Origin of the sequence: Pseudoalteromonas sp. NZS11_1 (genome assembly GCF_015864275.1) — a bacterium.
Taxonomy (GTDB): Bacteria; Pseudomonadota; Gammaproteobacteria; order Enterobacterales; family Alteromonadaceae; genus Pseudoalteromonas; species Pseudoalteromonas arctica.
On record NZ_JADYXK010000003.1, the window covers coordinates 192,325 to 216,138 of the forward strand.

The 23,814-nt window shown below is 38.0% G+C and carries 23 protein-coding genes; 10 read left to right on the forward strand and 13 right to left on the reverse strand.

From position 1 onward, the window contains the following. Window positions 1–89 precede the first annotated feature (89 nt). On the forward strand, window positions 90–1,445 hold the full coding sequence (locus I6F44_RS04680; protein ID WP_197100934.1) for a sodium-dependent transporter: 1,356 nt from the start codon (window positions 90–92) through the stop codon (window positions 1,443–1,445). A gap of 79 nt (window positions 1,446–1,524) precedes the next feature. Here I6F44_RS04680 and I6F44_RS04685 read toward each other — a convergent pair whose 3' ends face one another. Both I6F44_RS04685 and I6F44_RS04690 read right to left on the reverse strand, forming a co-directional pair. Beyond that, on the reverse strand, window positions 1,525–1,974 hold the full coding sequence (locus I6F44_RS04685) for a GNAT family N-acetyltransferase (protein ID WP_197110989.1): 450 nt from the start codon (window positions 1,972–1,974) through the stop codon (window positions 1,525–1,527). Window positions 1,975–2,048: 74 nt separating this feature from the next. Continuing rightward, window positions 2,049–2,792 carry a sporulation protein gene (locus I6F44_RS04690; protein ID WP_007586609.1) on the reverse strand — a complete coding sequence of 248 codons (744 nt, stop codon included), beginning with the start codon at window positions 2,790–2,792 and terminating at the stop codon, window positions 2,049–2,051. 265 nt (window positions 2,793–3,057) lie between these two features. On the opposite strand from I6F44_RS04690, the gene I6F44_RS04695 reads away from it, so the two are divergent. Continuing rightward, window positions 3,058–4,632 (forward strand): cation:proton antiporter family protein, encoded by a 1,575-nt coding sequence (locus I6F44_RS04695; RefSeq protein WP_197173358.1) that lies wholly within the window; start codon window positions 3,058–3,060, stop codon window positions 4,630–4,632. 350 nt (window positions 4,633–4,982) lie between these two features. After that, on the forward strand, window positions 4,983–5,207 hold the full coding sequence (locus I6F44_RS04700) for a DUF3820 family protein (protein ID WP_101216204.1): 225 nt from the start codon (window positions 4,983–4,985) through the stop codon (window positions 5,205–5,207). 88 nt (window positions 5,208–5,295) lie between these two features. Here I6F44_RS04700 and I6F44_RS04705 read toward each other — a convergent pair whose 3' ends face one another. The 6 genes from I6F44_RS04705 to ilvY form a co-directional block, all read right to left on the reverse strand. Continuing rightward, complete coding sequence (locus I6F44_RS04705) at window positions 5,296–6,543, reverse strand: ATP-binding protein (protein WP_121955328.1); 1,248 nt, start codon at window positions 6,541–6,543, stop codon at window positions 5,296–5,298. Between the two features lie 25 nt (window positions 6,544–6,568). After that, on the reverse strand, window positions 6,569–7,261 hold the full coding sequence (locus I6F44_RS04710) for a response regulator (protein ID WP_007584133.1): 693 nt from the start codon (window positions 7,259–7,261) through the stop codon (window positions 6,569–6,571). A gap of 14 nt (window positions 7,262–7,275) precedes the next feature. After that, entirely contained in the window at window positions 7,276–7,656 is a 381-nt protein-coding gene (locus tag I6F44_RS04715) for a DUF3019 domain-containing protein (protein WP_180961420.1), read from the reverse strand. Window position 7,657: 1 nt separating this feature from the next. Next, window positions 7,658–8,470 (reverse strand): MipA/OmpV family protein, encoded by an 813-nt coding sequence (locus I6F44_RS04720; protein ID WP_024608151.1) that lies wholly within the window; start codon window positions 8,468–8,470, stop codon window positions 7,658–7,660. A gap of 447 nt (window positions 8,471–8,917) precedes the next feature. Next, entirely contained in the window at window positions 8,918–9,964 is a 1,047-nt protein-coding gene (locus I6F44_RS04725) for a GGDEF domain-containing protein (RefSeq protein WP_197173359.1), read from the reverse strand. Between the two features lie 116 nt (window positions 9,965–10,080). Beyond that, complete coding sequence (gene ilvY, locus I6F44_RS04730) at window positions 10,081–10,986, reverse strand: HTH-type transcriptional activator IlvY (protein WP_007584128.1); 906 nt, start codon at window positions 10,984–10,986, stop codon at window positions 10,081–10,083. Window positions 10,987–11,124: 138 nt separating this feature from the next. On the opposite strand from ilvY, the gene ilvC reads away from it, so the two are divergent. After that, entirely contained in the window at window positions 11,125–12,597 is a 1,473-nt protein-coding gene (gene ilvC / locus I6F44_RS04735) for a ketol-acid reductoisomerase (RefSeq protein ID WP_197173360.1), read from the forward strand. 192 nt (window positions 12,598–12,789) lie between these two features. Beyond that, the gene (locus tag I6F44_RS04740; RefSeq protein ID WP_024589916.1) at window positions 12,790–14,709 is read left to right on the forward strand and encodes a methyl-accepting chemotaxis protein; all 1,920 of its coding nucleotides are present in this window, start codon (window positions 12,790–12,792) and stop codon (window positions 14,707–14,709) included. A gap of 88 nt (window positions 14,710–14,797) precedes the next feature. On the opposite strand, the gene I6F44_RS04745 is transcribed toward I6F44_RS04740, so the two are convergent. Continuing rightward, window positions 14,798–15,127, reverse strand: coding sequence for a GIY-YIG nuclease family protein (locus I6F44_RS04745; protein WP_165736189.1), 330 nt, complete (start codon window positions 15,125–15,127; stop codon window positions 14,798–14,800). 107 nt (window positions 15,128–15,234) lie between these two features. Here I6F44_RS04745 and I6F44_RS04750 point away from each other — a divergent pair, with 107 nt between their 5' ends. Then, window positions 15,235–15,594 (forward strand): outer membrane protein assembly factor BamE, encoded by a 360-nt coding sequence (locus I6F44_RS04750; protein ID WP_004335706.1) that lies wholly within the window; start codon window positions 15,235–15,237, stop codon window positions 15,592–15,594. A gap of 133 nt (window positions 15,595–15,727) precedes the next feature. Here I6F44_RS04750 and I6F44_RS04755 read toward each other — a convergent pair whose 3' ends face one another. Together I6F44_RS04755 and I6F44_RS04760 are read right to left on the reverse strand one after the other, a co-directional pair. Then, window positions 15,728–16,051 (reverse strand): RnfH family protein, encoded by a 324-nt coding sequence (locus I6F44_RS04755; RefSeq protein ID WP_007584122.1) that lies wholly within the window; start codon window positions 16,049–16,051, stop codon window positions 15,728–15,730. Continuing rightward, on the reverse strand, window positions 16,048–16,488 hold the full coding sequence (locus I6F44_RS04760) for a type II toxin-antitoxin system RatA family toxin (protein WP_007584120.1): 441 nt from the start codon (window positions 16,486–16,488) through the stop codon (window positions 16,048–16,050). The genes I6F44_RS04755 and I6F44_RS04760 overlap by 4 nt, the downstream gene beginning before the upstream one ends. A gap of 147 nt (window positions 16,489–16,635) precedes the next feature. Here I6F44_RS04760 and smpB point away from each other — a divergent pair, with 147 nt between their 5' ends. Then, window positions 16,636–17,115, forward strand: coding sequence for an SsrA-binding protein SmpB (gene smpB, locus I6F44_RS04765; RefSeq protein WP_010553883.1), 480 nt, complete (start codon window positions 16,636–16,638; stop codon window positions 17,113–17,115). Window positions 17,116–17,862: 747 nt separating this feature from the next. Beyond that, entirely contained in the window at window positions 17,863–20,427 is a 2,565-nt protein-coding gene (locus I6F44_RS04770; RefSeq protein ID WP_197173361.1) for a TonB-dependent receptor, read from the forward strand. 86 nt (window positions 20,428–20,513) lie between these two features. On the opposite strand, the gene I6F44_RS04775 is transcribed toward I6F44_RS04770, so the two are convergent. Both I6F44_RS04775 and fadR read right to left on the reverse strand, forming a co-directional pair. Continuing rightward, window positions 20,514–21,119, reverse strand: coding sequence for a peroxiredoxin (locus I6F44_RS04775; protein WP_007378637.1), 606 nt, complete (start codon window positions 21,117–21,119; stop codon window positions 20,514–20,516). Between the two features lie 364 nt (window positions 21,120–21,483). Next, entirely contained in the window at window positions 21,484–22,197 is a 714-nt protein-coding gene (gene fadR / locus I6F44_RS04780) for a fatty acid metabolism transcriptional regulator FadR (protein WP_004335692.1), read from the reverse strand. A gap of 542 nt (window positions 22,198–22,739) precedes the next feature. Between fadR and dsbB the strand changes: the two genes are divergently transcribed. Together dsbB and I6F44_RS04790 are read left to right on the forward strand one after the other, a co-directional pair. Then, window positions 22,740–23,258: a disulfide bond formation protein DsbB gene (gene dsbB, locus I6F44_RS04785; protein ID WP_007584117.1), complete on the forward strand. Its 519-nt coding sequence runs from the start codon at window positions 22,740–22,742 to the stop codon at window positions 23,256–23,258. A gap of 1 nt (window position 23,259) precedes the next feature. Further along, a complete protein-coding gene (locus tag I6F44_RS04790; RefSeq protein ID WP_010553884.1) occupies window positions 23,260–23,562 on the forward strand; it encodes a DUF6170 family protein in 303 nt (100 codons plus the stop codon). The last annotated feature ends 252 nt before the right edge of the window (window positions 23,563–23,814 follow it).

The following is a 23,814-nucleotide window of genomic DNA, read 5'->3' on the forward strand; positions in this document are numbered from 1 at the left end:
TTGTGCTAGATCAGCAAATAAGCACTTTTTATTTTTTAACATTTCCAGTAGATTGTCACCGCCGTCACACAATAGAGAAGTACAATAATATGAGCGCAGTTAGAGGCGAGTTCAGCTCTCGCTTTGGTTTTATTATGGCCGCCGCGGGTTCTGCCGTTGGTTTGGGCAATATTTGGGGATTCCCTACACAAACAGCAAGTAATGGCGGTGCTGCATTTTTAGTCGCATATTTAGTGCTTGCGTTCTTTTTAGCCTACCCCGCTTTAATGGCTGAACTGATGATTGGTCGTCATGGCCAAGCAAATGCGGTTTCATCACTTCAAAAAATATCTAATAAGCCATGGCAAAAACACTTTGCCTTTATTGTTGGTTTTGGCGGTATTTTATGTGCTGGCTTTATATTAAGTTTTTACGCCATTGTTGCTGGTTGGATGCTCAGCGCTACAGCTGAACCCATAGCTACTCTTGTCGGTGCCGACACAGCATCGACATGGCTAAGTGAGCAATCACTTACCCGAAACATTATATTCACTCTCGTCTTTATCGTACTAACTGTCGCTATTATCAGTAGAGGCGTTGAGAACGGTATTGAAAAATGGTCAAAACGTTTAATGCCCGCTCTTTTGGGGATTTTATTTGCACTTATTGCTTATGTAATGACCCAAGATGGCGCAATGGAGGGTTTAAAGGCTTACTTAGTTCCTGATTTTTCGTCTATTTTTGACGCAAAACTATTAGTTAGCGCACTAGGACAAGCTTTTTTCTCTTTATCGCTAGGTACGAGCGTAATGATTATTTACGGCTCGTACATTAGCAAAAAAGAAAATCTTGTTTCTTTAGGTGCCTATGTAACCCTTATTGATGTATTTATAGCCTTTGTAGCGGGTTTACTGATTATTCCGGCTATGTATGTAGCGCAAGCTCAAGGCGTTGAAATATTCTCGGCCTCAACAGGTAAATTACTCTCTGAAGATACGTTAGTGTTTCAAGTACTCCCTGCTTTATTTGATGGAATGGGCGAAGTTGGCTTATTTGTGGGCTTTTCATTTTTTGCGTTAATGAGTATTGCCGCTTTAACGTCATCTATTTCAATGTTAGAGGCGCCAGTATCATACACTGTAGAACGCTTTGGGATGAAACGCGTTCAGGCAACCTGGTTGATTGGAGCTTTAATTGCTATCGTTAGCATTATAATTGTGTGTAACCTTAGCAGCTTATTTGGCTTAGTGATTACTTTAACTACAAAAGTAGCTCAACCTTTGCTTGGCCTGATGTGTTGTATATTTGTAGGCTGGATTTGGTACAGAGGCTCATTACTTAAAGCAATTAAAGAAGGTAATCCTGAGGTCCATAACACATTGTTTTGGAAAATATGGCCTTGGTATACCAAGTTTGTGTGTCCACTTGCTATTGGTATGGTGTTTTTACACTCACTCTTGAGCTAAATAATACCTTAACCTTAAAATAGTCTTAAATTAAAATAGCCCACATTAGTGGGCTTTTTTATAGCTGCTTAAATTGGATTTATTTAGCGAGTTTTAAAATCATATCTTGATGAGGTATACCGTCTTCTAAATATTCACTTTTATAATCCTCAAAGCCAAAAGAGCGGTAAAAATCAAGCAAGTAAGTTTGTGCACCTATATAAATATCTCGCTCAGGCCACCGCTCTTTACAGCAGTCTATAGCTTTACTTACAAGTAAAGTGGCGTCGCCTTTGCCACGCGCGCTTTTACTTACCAGCACGCGTCCTATTGCGCTGTATTGCTCATTTTTTTCATAGCATCGCGCATAAGTGTGTAGCCGCCCATTGTCTAATGTATATAAATGCTGTGTATTTAAATCAATATCTACATCATCAAGTTCAGGGTAAGGACATTTTTGCTCTACAACAAACACATCAACCCGCCCACGCATAATAGTAAAAAGAGTCTGTGTATCAAGAGCGTCAAACTGCTCACATTTAAACTGCATATTAAATCCTATAAGCAAAAAACCCAGCTTAGGCTGGGTTTATTAAAATCACTCGCTAGCTTAGTTAGCTTATACTAAGTAAATAAGCGCTCTAGCTGATCACACAACTGCGATAAATTCACATGATCGTGCTCTATGGTCAAATCTACATAACCATCGCCTTTAAAGGCTCTGTCTAGCTCTATAAGCACATGTGTTTTATGTGCCTCTGGTACAAACGATAATTCAATCTCCTGAATGCCAAATAAGCTGCGGCTATTAGGTTTATACTCAAGTTCTTGGTAACACCCAGATAATGACTGAAAAGTTGAAGCCCGTAAGTGGCCTTTTTCTACGTCAGCTTTCATTAAACTAAAACCTAACTTTTCCATCGCTTGCATACACGTTTTAACCGCTTCATTAGGGTAAATGTGTAAATGATCTTTATCTGTTGGGTCAAGTGCTAAGTCTATATCTAGGCCTGTTTCTAGCCATACATGTGATTGATTATAACCTGCATTAATTTCTGTAATAGGTGTTTCAGAATGAAGACGTGCTTCAAAAGGGATGTTTTTAACTTCGCCTGGCTCAATTGTACCAATATCTGTAATTCGCCATTGCTCAATTACATGATTAGTAAAATAATCACCATCATCACCCGCAACTTTAACACGAGTCATTAATAATAAATCTAAGCCTGCGATATCTTGGCTAACATCACCTGCTGTGATAACTATTTGTGCGTTAAAAAGTTGACCTGGTTGTAGGTGTTCAGTTTCTAAAATAGTGTCTACTTTTGCAGCACCAATACCTACCGACGCTAAAATCTTTTTAAACATATCTCTCTCCTTAAGCTGAGCTGCTCTATTATTTGCTCTGGCTTAAACTTCTTCGTTATCGCATCTTAACCATATTTAAAAGCTAATGTCAGTGAAAAAATGTTATTTACATACTATTTACGATTAAATAAGTGTTTAATGCGCATTTTTCATACGCAGCAAGGCAAGTAATTGATTAGACGCGTTCATTTTTAGGTCTATTATATTTTCAATGGCATAAATTTTTCGTTACACTGCAACACCAAATGAAGTGATATTAAGAATTATGGAACTAATCTATTTTGCTGCCGCGTTTGTTTGTGGTTTTGCCGTTTATCAATTAAAACTACCTCCTCTTATTGGATTTTTATTAGCAGGCTTTGCTTTAAATTTATCGGGATATAAAAGTACAGAGTTGCTCGATACAATTGCAGCACTTGGCGTAACCCTTCTTCTTTTTAGTATTGGCTTGAAACTTAAAGTTAACAGTTTAATTAAACCTCAAGTTTGGGCACCTGCAACATTGCATATCATTTTTAGCAGTGCGTTATTTAGTGGTTTTATGCTGTTACTTGGCGTATTCGCTATTCCACTATTTGTTGATTTAAGTTGGCAAAGTGCTTTATTGGTTGGATTTGCACTGAGTTTTTCGAGCACTGTATTTGCAGTAAAAGTACTTGAAGAGCGCGGAGAAATGGCAAGCCTACACGGCAAAATAGCCATTGGTATATTAGTAATGCAAGATATCTTTGCTGTTATCTTTTTAGCTATTAGTACCGGTAAAGTCCCAAATTTATGGGCAATTGCACTAATAATTGCTTTGCCTTTATTACGACCTGTAATGTATGGCGTGTTGAACCGATCTAAACATGGTGAACTATTACCATTGTTTGGTTTTTTCTTTGCTCTAGTTGCTGGTTATCATGCATTTGAATTTGCAGGCCTAAAAGGCGATTTAGGTGCATTAGTAATAGGAATGATGTTTGCCCCTCACAAAAAGGCAGGCGAGCTATCAAAATCCCTGCTTAATTTAAAGGACATATTGCTAGTTGGCTTCTTCTTAAGTATTGGTTTGAGCGCAGAGCTAACCACTAACTCCTTGATTGTTGCTATTATACTTATTTTAGTATTACCCGTTAAAATAGCGCTTTATTATGTGTTCACTAATATATTTAAACTACGCGCGCGTACATCATTACTTACTGCTTTTAGCTTATCTAACTACAGTGAGTTTGGTTTAATTGTATGTGCAGTGGCTGCAACTACAGGCATGATCACCTCTGAATGGCTAGCTGTAATGGCAATTGCTGTTTCTATTACCTTTATAATTGCCTCCCCATTAAATAAACGTTCAAACGAGTTGTACGTCAAAATTGAGCACTGGTTATTAAAGTTCGAAAGCAAAACTCGTTTAGCTGAAGAGCTACCTGTTAACCTTAACGATACTAGAATAGTCATTTTTGGTATGGGACGGATTGGTACTGGTGCTTATGAGACTATTAACGCGACTCACCCAAATGTTGTTGCAGGTATAGATATAAAACCTGAGGTGGTAGATAAGCACGTAAACAGAGGCCGCAACGTCTTAATTGCTGATGCAACCGACCCTGACTTTTGGCAACGAGTAAATCACTCGCAAGTAGAAATGGTTATGCTTGCGATGCCAAAACACATGCAAAATATTTTTGCCTTAGAGCAACTACAAGCCTCCGGTTATAAAGGCCAAGTAACAGCTATTGCAAACTACCCTGATCAACAAAAAGAACTAGAAGAAATGGGTGTTCATTCTACTTATAACTTTTACCTAGAAGCCGGTAGTGGTTTTGCAGAGCACGTTAAACAAGAGCTATTTAACGAATAATTACTTTTTATAACGTCTATAAATAACAAGGCCTTAATCCATTAAGGCTTTGTTATTAGTTTTTAAATAAAAAGCAATTCTATTTACATTCCTTTACAAGCCAATTCACCACAACAATGAAAAACAGGTAGACTAACTGTGTTGGTTAAATAAGAACCCATGTTCTAATAATAACTTAATTAGATCCCAGCTAATTAAAGTTCAACTAGGTTTATATCAATCAACATAAAATTATTAAATCAGAGGGCCTACTCCCTCGCAAAATAGGCTGTTTCTTGCCCGTCACAGCCTATTTTATATCTCTAAAATCCCTTACACTTACGCATACTTTAAATACATAAGTAGTTTTTATGGATCCAAAACAACTAAAAATAGCGATAAATACTACAATGCCGTTTGGAAAATATGCAGGACGGCCATTGTTGTTACTCCCAGAGCCTTATTTAGTCTGGTTTAATCAGCAAGGGTTTCCTGACTCAAAACTAGGTAGTCAACTTGCGATGATGTATGAGGTAAAACTAAATGGCCTTGAGCAAATGTTAATGCCATTACTTGAAAAAAATAAAAATAGTTGAGAACTTTTTTAAGCACCTGCGGTCTATTATATTGCTACTTGTTGATTTTGGTTTTTAACCGCAAAAAAAGCGCCTTTAGGCGCTTTTTTTATGTCTTAAATTTGAGGGGTAAATATACAATAAATTTAGCACCACCTAAACTTGAGCTTTCTGCTTTACACTCTCCTTGGTGCCACGACACAATTTTAGCAACTATAGCGAGCCCTAAACCAAAACCACCGGTATCCTTGCCTCTACTTTTATCTAGTCGAGTAAAAGGTTTAAATACATTTTCTCGCTCAGCGGGAGCTATCCCCTCCCCATCATCTTCAACAATCAATACGATGTGTTTTGTTTCTTGTAACAATGAAATTTTGACTTTTTTATGGGTATATTTGAGCGCATTGCCAATTAAATTTTGAAATACTCGCGCCATAAAGTGACTATCACAGTAATAATTTAAATGCTCAGGGAGGTTTACAGAGAGCGTTGTTCGGGCTTCAAAGTTTAGCTTTTCAACAGTTGTTTTTACCAGCCCAGCTAAGTCACAGTTTATTGGCTGTAAACTAGGTTGTTGAGAGTCTAATCGCGCGTATTCAAGCATTTCAGAAACTAGTGACTCAAGCTCGCTAATGTCTGTTTGCATATTTGTTAGGTATTTCTCACCTTTTACGTCAAGCATTTGTTCTTGCAGCATTACTATTGCAAACTTTAAACGTGCTAGTGGTGTTCTAAACTCATGCGACACCGATGAGGTAAGTTCTTGCTGCGCACTAAGTAAAAACTCAATACGTTGCTGCATTACCTTTAATGTATCAGTAATAGGTAAAAAGAAAGACTTAGAAGAGTCGTTTAGTTGAAAGTCTTGCAAACCCTCTACCGCTTCACACGCTTTACGTAGCTTTGCAAAGTCGCGCCATAGTAAAAAGCTCCACAGCCCAACAGGTATACCTACAATAATAAGTAGTAATAAATACGGCCAAACAGAAGATGATTCCTGCGTTAATACACCTACCGGTCCTACTTGAAGTAATGAATCATTACCGAGATCTACATACCAAACAATGCGTTGTTGCTTATCGTATAAGTATAAGTAGTGGTTTTGGTTGAGCTGCGATTGTTGTTTTTGAGGGAGTATTAAATCACGTCGTTCAATCACTTTACTTTCAAAGTTGTGCTTTAACTTTTTAAGACCATTTGAAGTTTGTGAGAGCAACCAGAGTGATTGCCCAAACTCATCATCTAAGAAGACCTGTTGTTGCGACTCTTCGTAAGGCCACAATTGCTCTATAACACCGCTCACTACAAACAAAGAAACGATGATATATAAATATAAGCTGGTAAACAGTTTTCCCATTAAAGCCGACTAACCTTAAATAGTTCTAAAGATCCCATGCATCAGAAACAAATAAGTAGCCTTGTCCCCATACAGTTTTTATACGATATGGCTTATCGCTGTTGTCGCCTAATTTTTTACGAATTCGTGATACGCGTACATCCACCGTTCTATCAAGTCCATCGTATTGGCGACCAATCATATGTTGGTGCACATGTTCTCGACTTAGTACTTCACCCGCATTTGACGCTAATAGCCATAGTAACTCAAACTCGTGCGAAGTTAATACAATCTCCGAATCACTTAGTTTTACAATACGACTTGTTTTATCAATGACTAAATCACCAAACTGGAGCTCTTCGCTTGATTTTACCATGGGTTGTCCACGACGCAGTAATGCATTAATTCGCGCTAGTAATACACGTGGCTCTGCTGGTTTTATTACATAATCATCAGCGCCAAGCTCTAAGCCAAGTACTTGGTCGAAATCTTCACCTTTAGCAGTCAACATTAAAATTGGTAGAGTAAATTTATCTCTTACTTGGCGGCAAACGCTAAAGCCATCTTTACCTGGCAGCATAACGTCTAAAATCATTAAATCGGGTGTATTGTTTTCTAAGTAATTAAACACTTCGTCACCACGGTCTAATACTTCGACTTCAAGGCCATTATGTTCAAGGTAATCTTTTGTTAGTTGTTGTAAACCTAGATCATCTTCAACAAGTAAAATTTTTGGCATTAGTTGCTCCTAAATTAAAAAAAGCTCCACGGAGAGCGAAGCCTACGCCTATTTTTTTTAGCATGGGCGCTTTGTACTTCAACCTGTGTTTTTGCTATTAACACACCCGTATGAGGATTGATTAAGGAGTATATGGTCTCCACCTGAACACGCGCTTTATAATTAAATTGCCCAGAAAGTTGTTGCTCCCAGCATTGAAGCCGTTGCTCTTGCTGATACAAACAGACATCACTGTAGGCGTTTAATTGCCATTTAAATTGTAAATCAAGATCGCAAAAACCCTGCTGTTCAGAGACAACGCAGACTTTTGGAGAAACACTAAAAAAAGGGGGTTGTGCCACACTAAAACCACTAAAAAAAGCGGTAATAAAGACAACTAATATTGAATACTTCATATTAAAAAGTACGATCGAATCCTATAAATGCAGTCATTGAATAAGTACGTTCGAAGAGCGGACTGCCATCCATAGCCGAATAGTCGTAATATGCTACATGAAAACGAAGAGAGTCAGCCTTACTCAGAGGCCAACGGGCGTCGATTTTAGCATAAGGTTGCCAACTACTACCAACGTCTATTTTGCCAAATTGAGTTTCACCCTCATTAAGTCCATAAAAATAGCTATTTAGTTCCGCAGATTTATAGTTTATTCCAAGTGTTGGCTTTATTTTGAGCTTTCCTATCACAGTATGATACTGCCACTGTAATGCTGCGCGTACACCTCGATAAACATCGGTTATATCATGCAGAGCCTGAACCGAAAAAACATGGTCTTCATTTACATAGTGATATGCAATACCCGCATCAAGTGCAATTTGCCGTTTATGTAAATTATCAATATCAACATAGCGAGATGACGAGGCTTCATCTTGCATTACGAACTGATTGTTGAGGGCACTACTTTGTAGTGTAAATACATTTTTAGGGTGCCAGTCTATAAAAAAGCGAGACTCAGAGTTGAGTTCACCAACTAGATTAAAGTGATGTTTAGGGGTTTGCAAAAATGAATAACCAAGACGGCCATTATCAAAAAACCATTGCTCTGCATAAAACGCAACTTGAGGAATAAGCACGAGCGGAATATTATCTCCACCATGCAAAGGGTTGGTTATAACTCCAGCCCCCACGCTTAAACTCAAATGCAGACGATCGGTTGTTATATCTTGCTCTGTATAATCGTCAGCATGCTTGCTTGCCTGTGTTGCTTGCACCGAAAGGCAAACAAACAAAGTGCTAAAACATAGAGCTGTTAATAATGAGAAGGCATACCGCATCAGCGTAAATCAAAGTATCAAAATAAGTGAGTTCCCCATACTAGCAAGGTCTTTTTAAACTAGCTCTAGCTGGTTACAATTATTCACAATTTGTATACAAAAATGTTAACTTTATGCTTTTCGGACTATTTATCTTTCAAGGTAGTTGTGTCTAAGGACTATATTTTGAGTTGCTTGTGTAATTTTTGACTAATAGTACTTTAAGATACTTTGAAAATGAGGCACTACGTAGCAAATGCAATTATTCAAATAAAAAATTACTAAGAGCTAACTCGCTACAGCTCTATTGGGTTTTACCTGCTTGTTTACCAAAACTGAAGTTGGATTAAATCGCCCTAAATTGAGCGGCTTTAACCCAAATAAATCAGAAACCTCTGGCACTTATTAAATATCAGGGGCTATTTCTATACGATTTCGTCCATGTGTTTTGGCAATGTATAAGGCTCTATCTGCACGCTCAACTAAAACAGAACTATTTGTAAATGGCCGTAAAATTGCTAAGCCAAAACTTGCTGAAATAGCACGTTTTGCAGTTACATCATGCTTTTTACGAATCGCCAATTTTGCTATTGCTAAACGAATACAATCTGCAAATGCTATTATATCGTTAATAGTGTCAAAGTAGGCTGTTATGCAAAACTCCTCGCCACCATATCTATACACATTTGCAGCTTCAGTTGTATTTTCTCTCACTTTTTTAGCAACTAGCCTAAGCACTTCATCACCCTTTTGATGGCCAAAATCATCGTTAAAGCGCTTAAAATGATCAATATCAAACATAATGAGTACGGCAAGAGAGTCTTCTTGCGCTTGCTCTGAGTATTCGAGGCAAAAGTTTACAATATCAGAATCAAACTTACCTCGATTATAAAAACCCGTAAGCGTGTCGGTATCGGCTGCTTCCTTTGAAATATTGAGTGCTTCTTTTAAATCTTTTATTTCATTGTAGGCAACGGCTAATTTAGTCTGAAACTCCCGAGCATAATCTTGCATTGCAATAGAATCGTCAGTTAAACGCTCAACACAACCTAGTATCTCATTATAAGAGTTTACATCAACAAGCATATTTAATTCATTTTGTGAGTCGACTAAACTCGTCGTAAAGCTTTTAGAGTGATCAAGCGTTGTGCTTATATCTTGCTGAACTTGCTCCATAGTTGTATGAAATTTTTCAGTCACTTCTTGAAAAAAAACGAGATCGTCTTGCGTTAAATGTTTATCAAAAATTTCTTTTGCTTTGTCTTGTGAACATGTTTGTTGCAGAGCAATAACATGGTCTAACTCAGCATTTAATGAAGGTTTGTTTCCTTGAATATAACAGTACCAAATTGCATAGTTGATGGGTGTAACCGGCATTCGGTATTTTACCATCAAAGGAATCGCCTTTTTTAGGCATTGAGCAGAATGAGCAAGTGATACGGCGTGGTTCATAAATAAACTCTCAAGCGTCATTGTTTTTGTTATTAGCGCTCAATGTTAAGTAATAGTAAACTTATACGCAACCTATATTCATACTATTTAACTAACTTGCTTATTCTCTGCGCGCATTAAATCGCTTTTGCATCTAAAGTTTGCGCAATATTCCACAAAGCACTGATTGCAGGGTCATTTAACTCTTTCCTTAATACTGCCAAACCAATATCAAACCCATCAGGCGCTTGCATTTTTGGTGTTAGTATTTGTACTTTATCTTGCAGCGGGCTGTTATCTAGCACTATTTTAGGGACCATTGCGACACCTAATCCTAAGCTCACCATGGATACCATTGCTTCGTGCCCAGCAACTTGTGCGTAAATTTTCCCGTGAATATTATTTTTGCGCCACCAGTGTTCTAACCTTTGGCGAGAAAAACCTTGTTCTGGCACAATAAATTCTAAATCAGACCAATTAATGTCATCACCATTCTGCGTTAGTTTTTGTGTGATCGGGCATTGAATTTTTGGTCCAATTAATAAAAGTGGAGAATGCCCTATATCTACAAAAGCAATTTGCGCCGGTAACTTATTTGGCTTAGCTGCAATAGCCATTAATTCATGCCCATCTAACACACGGTTTATAGCAAGTGCAGGGTCGCCTGTATTTAATGTTATTTCTATATACTGATGCTGCGCACGAAGTTGCTCTAATATTTGATGTAAAAAACTATAAGATGCAGTAACCGAGCAATAGATACTTACTTTGCCGTAAATATGTTGTTGTGGGTCTTTCACATTCGTTTTAAAACGCTGCCAATTAGCAAGCGTTGCTGTGGCGTAATCAATAAACGACTCACCCTCACGCGTTAATTTAACACTGCGGTTATCGCGTACAAATAATGCAACACCTACCTCTTCTTCTAAGTGTTTTATATTGCGGCTCAAAGTGGGTGCGCTTATATGACAAAGCTCGCTTGCGCGTCCAAAATGAAGTGTTTTAGCCAGTGCTAAAAAGTAGTTTAAATGTTTATGATCCATGCCAAACCCAGTATTTCATATTATGAAACACTTTAATTCAAATATATCATTTTACGCAAGCAACGATTTTACATATGGTGTTTGTAAGCGCAACAAACCTTGCGCATCTAACAAACATGACTTTATAGGACACTAACAATGGCGAATTATTTCAATACCTTACCTTTACGCGAGCAATTAGCGCAATTAGCGCAATGTGAATTTATGGACGCAGGCGAATTTGCCGATGGCGTTGACGCACTTAAAGGTAAAAAACTAGTTATTGTAGGCTGTGGCGCACAAGGTTTAAACCAAGGCTTAAACTTACGTGACTCTGGTTTAGATGTTTCTTACACATTACGTGCTTCAGCTATTTCTGAGCGTCGCCAATCATTTTTAAATGCATCTGAAAACGGTTTTACTGTTGGTACTTATGAAGAATTAATTCCTACAGCTGACGTAGTACTTAACTTAACGCCAGATAAACAACATACCGCTGTAGTAAGTGCAATTATGCCACTTATGAAAAAAGACTCTACCCTTGCTTACTCTCATGGCTTTAATATTGTTGAAGAAGGCATGCAAGTACGTGAAGACATTACTGTAATCATGGTTGCGCCTAAGTGTCCTGGTTCTGAAGTACGTGAAGAATACAAACGCGGTTTTGGTGTACCAACTCTGATCGCAGTTCACCCAGAAAATGACCCTCAAGGTCTTGGTTTAGCAGAAGCTAAAGCGTATGCAGCGGGTACTGGCGGACATCGCGCAGGTGTACTTAAATCATCATTTATTGCTGAGGTTAAGTCTGACCTAATGGGCGAGCAAACCATTTTATGTGGCATGTTACAAACTGGCTCTATTTTATGTTTTGATAAAATGATAGAAAAAGGCGTTGATGCGGGTTATGCATCAAAACTAATTCAATACGGCTGGGAAGTAATTACCGAAGCACTTAAGTACGGCGGCGTTACTAACATGCTTGACCGCCTTTCAAACCCAGCAAAAGTAAAAGCGTTTGAACTAAGTGAAGAGCTAAAACTAATTATGCGCCCGCTTTATAATAAGCATCAAGATGACATCATCGACGGCACTTTCTCACGCACTATGATGGAAGACTGGAATAACGATGACGTAAACTTACTTAAATGGCGCGCAGAAACAGCAGAAACTAACTTTGAAAAGACCCCTGCTGGCGATGTAGAAATCTCTGAACAAGAATTTTTTGATAACGGTATTTTAATGGTAGCAATGGTTAAGGCAGGTGTTGAACTTGCATTTGAAACCATGACAGCAGCAGGCATTATCGAAGAGTCAGCTTACTACGAGTCATTACACGAAACGCCATTAATCGCCAATACTATTGCGCGTAAAAAGCTTTTTGAAATGAACCGTACTATCTCTGATACTGCAGAATACGGCTGTTATTTATATAACCATGCATGTTTACCATTACTTGCTGATTTTATGAAAAACGTTGATACAGACATTATCGGTAAAGGTCTTGGCGAGCACAGTAACCAAGTTGATAACCAAACATTAATTCAAATTAACGCTGCATTGCGCGAACACCCAGTTGAGAAAGTTGGTGCTAAATTACGTGGCTACATGTCAGCAATGAAAAAGATTGTTTAACCCTAAACAATAAATGTTTCGCTTGTTAGAAACCAAGCCCGTATGCTTTTTGCATGTGGGCTTTTTTATGCCTGTTAATAAAACTTTAATCAATCTGGTGTATCTTTGCCTATTCTGCTTAGCCAATATTTAGTTCCAAATAAATAATGTGCTAATATGTTTTTCTATTTAGTTGTAAAATTAATTAATATCATGACGATACAAAATCTTTCGATAACTCAAAAAATCACAGCTTTAGGCAGTGTTATTGCTATATGCGTAGCCGCACTGATTGGTTTGACTTCCCTACACAGCTCAGAGGATATTATTGAGCGACGTATGATTGAGTCAGAGCTCCCTAGTAAACTGCAAACAATCAGCAATCACATAGGCGGTGAAATCAACGAGTTACTCGGTGCTGCTCAGCAACTATCATCAAACGAATTTATTTTACAATGGGCTCAATCAAACAACCAAGACGATACATTACTATTAAAAGAATTAAATCGCGTTGCCCAGCAATACGATTTAGCCACAGCATCTTGGGCAAATAGAGACACTGCACAGTACTGGAACCAGAATGGGTTTTTGCGTGTGTTAAAAAACGATGCAGCCGATGGCTGGTTCTTTGCTTTTAAGCAATCAAAACAACCTTACTCTATCAGTATTTATCAAGAGTCAGCCAATGATGTGAAAATGTTTGTAAATCATCAGCAGGCTAATGGGACTGGTTTAGCAGGTCTTGCAAAAAGCATCACTGATATGCAAAAGCTATTACAGCAATTTAAAATTGAGCAAACAGGCTTTGTATTCATTGCAGATAAAAGTGGATTGATTCAGCTTCATAAAGATGCAAGTAAAGTAGCTAAAGCAAACATTGATGATTTATATACTGCAAATATTCACAGCCAACTATTTAATAGTAATGGCTTTGCACTAGAAGAAATTAATTTAAATGGCGAACCGACACTTGTAGCTGCTATGCCTATTAAAAACACCGATTTATATGTTGTAGCCCAAGTGCCAAAAAGTGAAGTTTTCGCAAGCGTAAACACCCTGCAATGGCAAATATTTACTTTTACGGTAATTACAGCATTGGTTGCGAGTTTAATCAGTTATTTGCTTGCTCGCTCACTTTCATCTCCACTTTCTAAAATGGCTGAGTTATTTTCACGCCTAGGCTCAGGCGATGCAAATTTAGCGTACCGCTTACCAGAATCGAGCCAACCAGAGCTTAACAATCTAAGTAACGGCTTTAACCAGTTTATAAATAAAATAGAAACAGCGATTACTCAAGTTGCCAGCGAAAGTCACGATATTAGGAAAAGCTCTGATCATGTATTTGAACAAGCAAAACGGAACTCCCAAGCAATAGACAACCAAAAAGAGCAAACAATATCTGTCGCAGCAGCAATCAACGAAATGGGCGCTACAGTACAAGAAATAGCGCAAAGCGCAGCAAATACAGCTAAGTTAACCGATAACAGCCGCGAAAACACCATTCAAAGTCACAAACAAGTATTACAAAGTCAAGCAACTATATCAGCCCTTGCCAGCGATATTGATGGCATAACAGAGCAAGTTACTTTGCTTTCTAAAAAAACGGTTGATATTGCAAGTATTGTTGACTCAATTAGAGGCATATCGGATCAAACTAATCTACTCGCTTTAAATGCTGCAATTGAATCTGCACGCGCAGGTGAACACGGACGCGGCTTTGCTGTTGTTGCTGATGAAGTACGTGCACTGGCAAACCGTACATCGCAATCAACCACCGAAATTCAATCTATGATTGAAGAGCTTACAAAAATATCTGATGATGTAGTTAATGATATTAGCCAATCGAAAGATAAAGCTCAGCAAAGCGTTGGTGCAATGCAAAGCTCTGTTGAATTACTTGATACGATAACCGAAACAGCAAATCAAATAAACGATATGGCTACGCTTATAGCGACTGCAACTGAGCAGCAAAGTAATGTGGTTGCCGATGTAAGTCGTAATATTGAGCAAATTAGCGAAATTAGCGATAAAGCAATGAGCGAACAAATCAATACAGAGCAAGCGATTCGCGACTTAGCCAACAGTGCACAAACACTTGATGCGCTTGTAGCTACCTTTGAAAAGCATCGCTAAGCGACTCTAATATTACACGCCAGCTATGAGCAAAAACTATATTCGAAGATAGTTTTTGCTCACAACTAATATACTTAATTTGAACAAGCTAAGTGTTTTCACTATCGCCGCTATTAAACGCTGAAACGTACGCTTCCTTTTTAGCTCTAGGGAGCTTTTTTAATTGATACTCAAGCTTACTTGCTTCACTTTTATTACCTACTTGTTGTTGATGGATAAGTAAAAGAGGCCCTTTTCCTCTAAGGTTTTTAGCCCCTTTACCAGCTTGATGAGTTGCAAAGCGTTTTTCAACATTAGTCGTGATCCCTGTGTACCAATGACCAAATCGTGTTTCAACTATATATAAAAACCAAGTAGACTCAGTTTTTAAAATATTCGTTTCAATATGCTGTAAACTTTTTCCATTATCAGTGGTCAAAACATTACCTTAACGCCCTTAACATAAAACAATTGCTTAAAAGGGTTTTACCTTCAGTGACTAATCGGTATCATGCAGATTATAAAAAATAAGGATCACAACTAACAATGCAGTCGTTAAAAACTTTTTCTCTTTGGCTTATCGTCGCTTTAACACTTAGCTCAGCAGCAGGTTGCTCTAGCTGGGTATACCGAATTAACATCCCACAAGGCAACTTTTTAGAGCAATCGGATGTTGAAAAACTTCGTGTAAATATGACCCGAGAGCAAGTTGTTTATGTATTAGGTAGACCTATTGCCGAGGACGCCTTTGATAACAATACTTGGCGCTATATTTACAGCTTTAATAAAGGCCGTAAAAACGAACAAAATAAAGAGTTAGTAATTAACTTTGAAAATGAAAAGTTAGTTTCAATCTCAGGTGATTATGACCAACCTGAAAACTTTACTACACCGCTAGAGCAATAAACGTCTCAGGTAGTAAAAAAGGTGAGCATGGCTCACCTTTTTTATTGGTTTACTTAAAAAGCTTTTACCATTTTAAACGACGTTAACGTGTGATTTAATCTGTTAAATTGTTCGAAGTTTATGCCGATTGGTATTACTTTTCGAGTGGGCGACCACCCGTTATTTTATTTGCACGCCCCTCTTCTTTTGCTTTTTCTGCACGTTTTCTGCGGGCATCTTTAGGATCTGCAATTAATGGACGGTATATTTCTATACGGTCACCGTCTTTTAATTCATAGTTAGCTTTTACAGTTCGATTCCACACACCTAACGTTAGCGATGTGGCATCTATTTCTGGGCACTTTTCTATAATACCTGACTGAATAACAGCTTGCTCGACTGTAGTCCCTTGTGGCACTTCAATTGATAAACACGTGGCCGTGGTCGGTAATGCAAAGACCACTTCAACATTAATCATACTCGCGCTCCATAAACCTGTTTTGCACGTTGAGTAAATGCACTCACCATATTTTTTGCTACATCGTTAAAAATCTTTCCAAAGGCAAGCTCTATTAACTTACTTGAAAATTCAAACTCTAGGTGCAAATGAACCTTACATGCTTTAGCGTCAAGCTCTTGAAAATGCCAGCGCCCTTTTAACGTCTTAAACGGACCATCAACAAGGCGCAGTAACACGGTTTGTTCATCAACAAAGGTGTTTTCGGTGGTAAACCACTTTTTTATACCCGCCTTAGATATTTCTAAACTCGCGGTCATGTTATTATCGTGCTGTGAAACAATTTTTGAGTCTGAGCAATTTGGTAAAAACTGTGAATAAGCTTCTACATCATTAACTAGATCAAACATCTCTTTAGTGCTGTACATAACCAGCGCACTTTTTTCTATTTGTGGCATACTCACTCCCAACTGTGTGGGCGAATTTTAGCAAGCTTTGCGCGTTTCCCCAAATTTTCATGCTGCTTAAATTAAAGCTAAATTTTTAAAAGCATTATTAAAAAAATCGATGTAAAACATCTCACATTACGTATATTATAGGGCACTATGGCTAAGAAAAATTCATCAAAATCGACAAGTAATACCATCGCGCTAAACAAAAAAGCGCGACATGAGTATTTTTTACACGATAAGTTTGAAGCGGGTGTTGAACTACAAGGCTGGGAAGTTAAAAGTATCCGAGCTGGTAAAGTAAATATCACAGAAACTTATATTCATCTTAAAAATGGCGAAGCATTTTTACTTGGCAGTCAAATTCAGCCACTTATAAGTGCATCGACCCATGTAATTTGCGACCCGCTACGTTATCGTAAATTGCTATTAAGCAGACGCGAACTTGACCGTTTATTCGGTGCAACAGAGCGCGATGGCTATTCTTTAATAGCTACAGCGATGTACTGGAAAAAATGCTGGGTAAAACTTGAGTTTCATTTGGCAAAAGGTAAGAAATTACACGACAAACGCGAAGACGGTAAAGATAAAGACTGGTCGCGTGAAAAAGAACGCTTAATGAAGCATAAAGCATAAATAAAAACGCCTAATTTATTAGGCGTTTTTAATTTCACCTATATAAAAGCTCAAATAATACCAATTCTCTTAACTAAGTAATCTATTATGAGATAAGAAAATAGTGTCGATAACAAGACAAAACTTGTTATACCAATCTGCTTATATATGGGGTCTATTTAACGTTAAGAAAATTACGCTAGAACTAGGCAAAAATTTTTATATCTAGTTGTTCTAAATAAAAAATTTTTAACGACGTTATAGTGCAATTTAATTCGTTAAATTGATCAAAGATTTATGCAGGTTGGTATTACTTAGCCATTATCAGCAATTACTCCTGCATTACCCCACCTCCTGTATCTAGCAGTCGTAAATCAAAAAATTTCAATGCCTTTAGCATCAGCTTTAACCCCCTCAAATTGATTAAGTATTATCGCAAATTGGTATTACATAATTGAATAAATTAAAAGCAGAAAAACAAACATAAGTTTTAATTTATAGAAATAAATTATTACAAATTATTTTAATCATTAGCTATTCCACACATGGCTTCATCTAGCTATATAACAATTATTAACCCTATATCCTATTCACGCTTAGTTTCACCTAGAAAACAAAGTATAAATAAGGTCATAAAACCCACAAAAAGGCATTGAAACTAATACTTAAATCACAAATTAAGCTAATTTATAACACTTAAGTTACATGATATTAATACCTGCGCTTGTTAAGCAAATAATTTTATAATATATCAACAAGGACTTAAGGATGAAGCAATCAACTGCATTTACACCAAGCATTATTGTGGGCGCAACACTCGCATTATCAGCAGGTTTTACAACAACAGCCTACGCAGCAGAAGAAGCCAAAAAAGTAGAGCGAATTCAGGTTACTGGTTCTCGTATTAAGCGAACTGATATTGAAGGACCTTCTCCGGTACAATCAATCGGTAGAGCTGAAATCGAAAACATGGGTTACGATAATTTACAGCAACTTCTAGAAAGAATGCCTGTAGCAGGTAGCGGTACTTTCTCTACTCGTGGTAACAACCAAGATTCAACCGCTAACGGTTCAGCTGCAGTAAGCTTACGTGGCTTAGGAGCCGATGCAACACTGGTATTAATTAATGGTCGCCGTGTATCAATTAGTGCCTTTGCTGAAGGTATCACCAACTCATTTGTAGATATTAACAGTATTCCTGTTTCTGCTATTGAGCGTATCGACATACTAAAAGATGGCGCTTCAGCTATCTATGGCTCAGATGCAGTAGCGGGTGTAGTTAACGTTATCTTAAAGAAAGATATTGATGGTGTTGAGATTAATCTAGGCTATGGTGGTACAGATGGTCCAAATTATGAAGAAACAACAGCAAGCCTAGTTTGGGGTACAACAAGCGAAAAAAGTAGTGCATCTGTTATTATCGATTACTTTAAAAACACCTCTCTTTCTTCTGATGAAATGGGCAGCCTTGGCACTGCAAACCAAGCACCTTATGGTGGTGAAGATTTCCGTTCATCTCGTGGTTTCCCAGGCTACTTTTATGTGGATGGCGTTAAAACAATCGACCCTGCCTGTCCTGCTGAAAATGCAACTTCAAGTGGTAGCTGTTTATTTGATTACGGCCCATATGGATATGTTGCCCCAGCATCTGAGCGTGTAGGCGCTATTTCACAATTTGAATACCGCTTTGATAACGGCATTACTGGCTTTTTAGAAATGGCTGTTCAACATAACAGCTCTGTCGCTGCAGGTGCACCAACACCACTTGATGAAGATGCAGGCCTTACGGTACCCGCTAATCACCCAAACAATCCATTTGGTGAAGACATTCAAATTGGTCGTTACCGTACAGTAGATGCAGGCGCTCGCCAATGGGACATTGAGTCAGACACCTTACGCTTTGTTGCAGGGTTAAAAGGCGAAATAAACGATTGGAGCTGGGAGACAGCGGTACAAAAAGGTCGCAGCAAATCACTACAAACAGGCGATCGTACACAAGGCTGGGTACGCACCGATTTCTTACAACAAGAAATTGATGCCGGTAACTATAATCCATTCGGTGGCACATATAACGACCCAGCTGTAATTGACAGAATCACAACCAGCTTAGTGCGTCGCGGTGAGTCTCATATGACCTCTTTTGACGCTAACATTACAGGTGAAGCGTTTAGTTTTGGTGGCGAAGCTGTAATGATGGCCGCCGGTATTGAGCACCGTGAAGAAGATGTAAATGATATCCCTGATGATCAATTTCAACGTGGCTTAATATTTGGTACTGAATCAGTATCAGCTTCTGCTGATCGTGAACAATACGCTGCATATGTTGAGTTCTCAATCCCACTTGCTGAAAACCTCGAACTACAATTAGCCGGTCGTTACGATGATTATAGCGACTTTGGTACAACTACAAATCCAAAAATAGCTCTGCGCTGGGCACCGACTGATGAAGTAACGGTTCGTGGTTCTTGGGCGCAAGGCTTTAGAGCGCCTTCATTAGCGCAAATAGGCTTAGGTCCATCACAAAAAAGCCAATTTTTTGTTGATACACAGCGCTGTGAACAAACAGGATTAGATTGCCAAGCACTTGATTACAATATTGAGTTCTCTGGTAACCCTGATTTACAAGCAGAAGAGTCAGAATCATGGAACGTGGGCGTTATCTGGGCACCTACAGCTGAGTTTGGTTTAAGTGTTGATGTATGGAGCATTACTCAAGATAACAAAATCGATGAAGAAGAATTTGGTCCTATTTATGCTGCAGAATGTGGTAACCAAAATAGTACCGTATGTGTTCGTTTAGCCCCTACAGGCGGAGCAAGCTTAGGCACAATACAAAAAATACACAGCACATTTAAAAATTTATCATCGCAAGAAGTGTCTGGTGTTGATGTTTCAGCAAACTATAACCACTCTCTTGATGACTTAGGTTTACTTAAATTTAATTTAGAGTGGGCATATCAAGATAAGTTTGAAAAAGATGGTCGTGATTACACGGGTGAATATGGCTACCCAGAGCATCGCTTTATTTTCTCAACCAACTGGGAAATTGGTGAGTTTAACACCAATGTAAATATCAGTTATGTAGGTGAATTTGAAGATACGCCTGATATCGACTTTGATGGCAATTTAGACTTTGATAGCAATACTTCACGTATGATTGACTCGCAAACGCTTGTTGATTTACAAACGTCGTACCGTATTACTGAATCAGCTAAAATATCTTTAGGTGTTAATAACTTATTTGATGAAGAGCCACCATTTGCAATTGGTGATGGCGATGGCGATTTATACGGTTATGCATCAGCTGTGCATAATCCTCGTGGCCGCTACTAGTACACTAAAGTAAGCTTTTCTTTCTAAATAAAAGACACAAAAAAACCGCCAATTGGCGGTTTTTTTATTTAAAACTAAGGGCTAAATTATAGCTCGCCTTCGTTTTCAGATAAGAACTTAGCAACGCCTTCAGGGCTTGCGTCCATACCTTTTTTGCCTTCAGTCCAACCAGCAGGACATACTTCACCGTGTTCAGTGTGGAACGCTAGCGCGTCAACCATGCGAAGCATTTCGTCGATGTTACGACCTAGTGGTAAATCGTTCACTACTTGGTGACGTACATTGCCTTCTTCGTCGATTAAGAATGAACCACGAAATGCAACACCTGCTTCTGGATGCTCAACGTCATACGCTTTACAAATTTCGTGTTTAACATCTGCAACTAGTGCGTATTGAACTTTACCAATACCGCCGTCTGCAACAGCAGTGTTACGCCATGCGTTATGTGAGAATTGTGAATCGATAGAAACACCAATTACTTCTACGCCACGCTTTTGAAACTCTTCAAAACGCTTATCAAATGCAATAAGTTCAGAAGGGCATACAAACGTGAAATCTAGTGGGTAAAAGAAGATAACTGCTTTTTTACCTTTAATTGTTTCATGAAGGTTATAGCTATCTACAATTTCACCGTTACCAAGAACAGCTGCAGCGGTAAAGTCTGGTGCCTGGCGGCCTACTAATACACCCATTTTATTCTCCAAATATTTTGAGTTTGTTTTCAATTGCTTTCGCAATGCTGGTACTTATATGGGCGCTAAAAATTAAAAACCAATAGCGCACACATATAATTAATTGGCATTCTAAAGTTATTCACTACAAAAGAACAATCGCATTTAACGATGTGAGCAATCGAAAATAACGAACACTTACAACTTGCACTAATCTGCTTGAATAATAGGTCTATTTTGAAGTGTAAATTGCGTTGTAATTAGATAGAACTTTTGACGTTACTGAAGAAAGCTTAATACATTAAATTGTTTAAAAATTCATATAATGCGGTATTAATTTTTACAGCTACAAAAAAACCTGCAAATGCAGGTTTCTCGTTTAAATTTAATCCATTATATCTGAGGGCATATCGCCTCGAATTTTTTGCCAAATCTCACCTGTTTGATGACCGTATTTACGCATCATCGAAATAGCACCATCGTGCTCTTTATTTTCTGCCAAGATTGTTAAATCTTTATAAAACTGACGAGCAAGTTCACGAGTTCCGGCATCAGAGAAGTAATGACAACCAATCTTTGAATAAAAACCTCTAAAACCGTTGAGTATTAATACATAAATACGGTTATTACCCGCAACGGCTAATTCGTGATGAACTTTGTAATCGTAGTCAGCAAATGCCTGCGCAGTATCTTCTAGCTCATGACTTTGTGATAAAATTTCAATTACACGTTCAGGATTTAACTTAATTGCAGCACGTGTATAAATAGCACTAATATTAGTACGTGCAGATAAAAGCTGATCTGTCAGCTCTGGCATCTTGTCTTCATCTAAGCGCGCTAGTGTTTCAAGAATATTTAAGCCAGACGTCTCCCAAAAGTTATTTACTTTTGTTGGTTTACCATGCTGAATTGTTAACCAACCATCACGTGCTAAACGCTGTAATACTTCTCTCAAGGTCGTTCTTGTTACACCAATTAACTCTGAAAGTTCTCGCTCGGCAGGTAGAATTGAACCTGGAGGGAAATCGCCGTTCCAAATAGATTCAACTATATATTCTTCAGCAAATCCTGCTGGGCTTTTCGCTTTAAAAATTCTCATCCAGTTCCCACTCGAATTAATCAACACTCATCGTTTTACACGAATAACTGACTGATTGTACCAGACGAAGCATAACTAACAAGTAAAGTCAGGTATATTAATAAGCAAATGAGTAGAAATTAAAGATTAATAAATAATAAAATTTAGGTTTCTCTAATATCGCTACAATGTATAAATATACAGAGCAATATTCATTGTAGGTACATTGTAATTATTGATATTTTATTTACACCATACCTAACTGAATCAACTTAAAACACATAAGTACATTAAAAAGGAACACCTATGCAACAGAGTGTTCTAACCGCAACTTTAAAGAATTGATTAGGCAATGTACCAATGTTGTATAAGTAAGCGATATAACTAAGCTTATGTATCAATGGGAACTAAGTAGAGCGTCATGTAGCCTCTGCTGAGGCTGCATTGAGTGGTCAATAATTTCATCTTATAAAAAGCGACTTCGGTAGCTTTTTTTTCCTTTTTGTTGCCGCATACATTATCCTAGGTCATAATCTAACGTCTTATTTAAACGCGGAATTTTTATGAACTGGCTTGCGCAATTACCCACCCAACGTACCCCGTGGCTTTTATTTACAGCTATCGTTTTTTTACTTGAAGTGACCGCCCTTTTCTTTCAATACCAAATGGGATTGGCGCCTTGCATAATGTGCATATATCAACGTACAGCCGTACTGGGTCTATTAGGCGCAGGAATTGTAGGTTCGACTAAACCACAGAGCAAAGCAGTTCGTATATTAGCGTATGTAATTTGGGGTGTATCGAGTGTTTGGGGATATTTAATTGCTCGCGAGCATATTGATATGCAAACCACCACAGACCCTTTTGCATTTAGCTGTGAGTTTGAACCAAACTTCCCGTCGTTTATGCCGTTACATGAATGGATACCTAGCTTTTTTCAGGCGACCGGGGATTGTGGAAATATAGATTGGCAGTTTGTTGGTTTGAGCATGCCTGCTTGGATGGAAATTATATTTGGGATTTTCTCACTAACACTATTTATTATAGTTATTGGCCGTTTATTAATTAAAAAGTCGATTTGATATGTTTACATTTTTTTCAAGCCAATTAGATGAGCTTAAACATCTAAAAGTACGCAAGCGCCAAGACGTGATAGCACTTTCGTTAAGTATGTTATCGCCAACTGATAAAGTGTTACTGCGTATTATTAAATTAATATTACTAAGTCCACTATTTTTAATATTCACGGTATTTAAAGGTTGGATATTAATCCCGTTTTTGATACTCGGCGGACTTTGCTACCCACTTTTAACAACACCTATTGAAATCAACTTTGCTAAAAAACACTTAAGCGATGCATTAAAACAATTTAATCAGGGCGCATAGCGCCCTGATTGTTATCTACTGCTATTAAAGGGATATTTTCCCTTCTAATTTGGTTAATAGTTTTTTACCAATTCCTTCAGGGCAAGATCACGAACTTTACCTTGACTTAAAAGTATGATCTTATACTCCTTTTTTCAAGGAGCGTTCTCATGCTTGATACTCAGCTATTTAAATATTTCGAATCAATCGATGATCCTCGCCAACAAGGTAAAGTGGTTCATAAACTATTTGATATCATATTCTTAGCCGTCA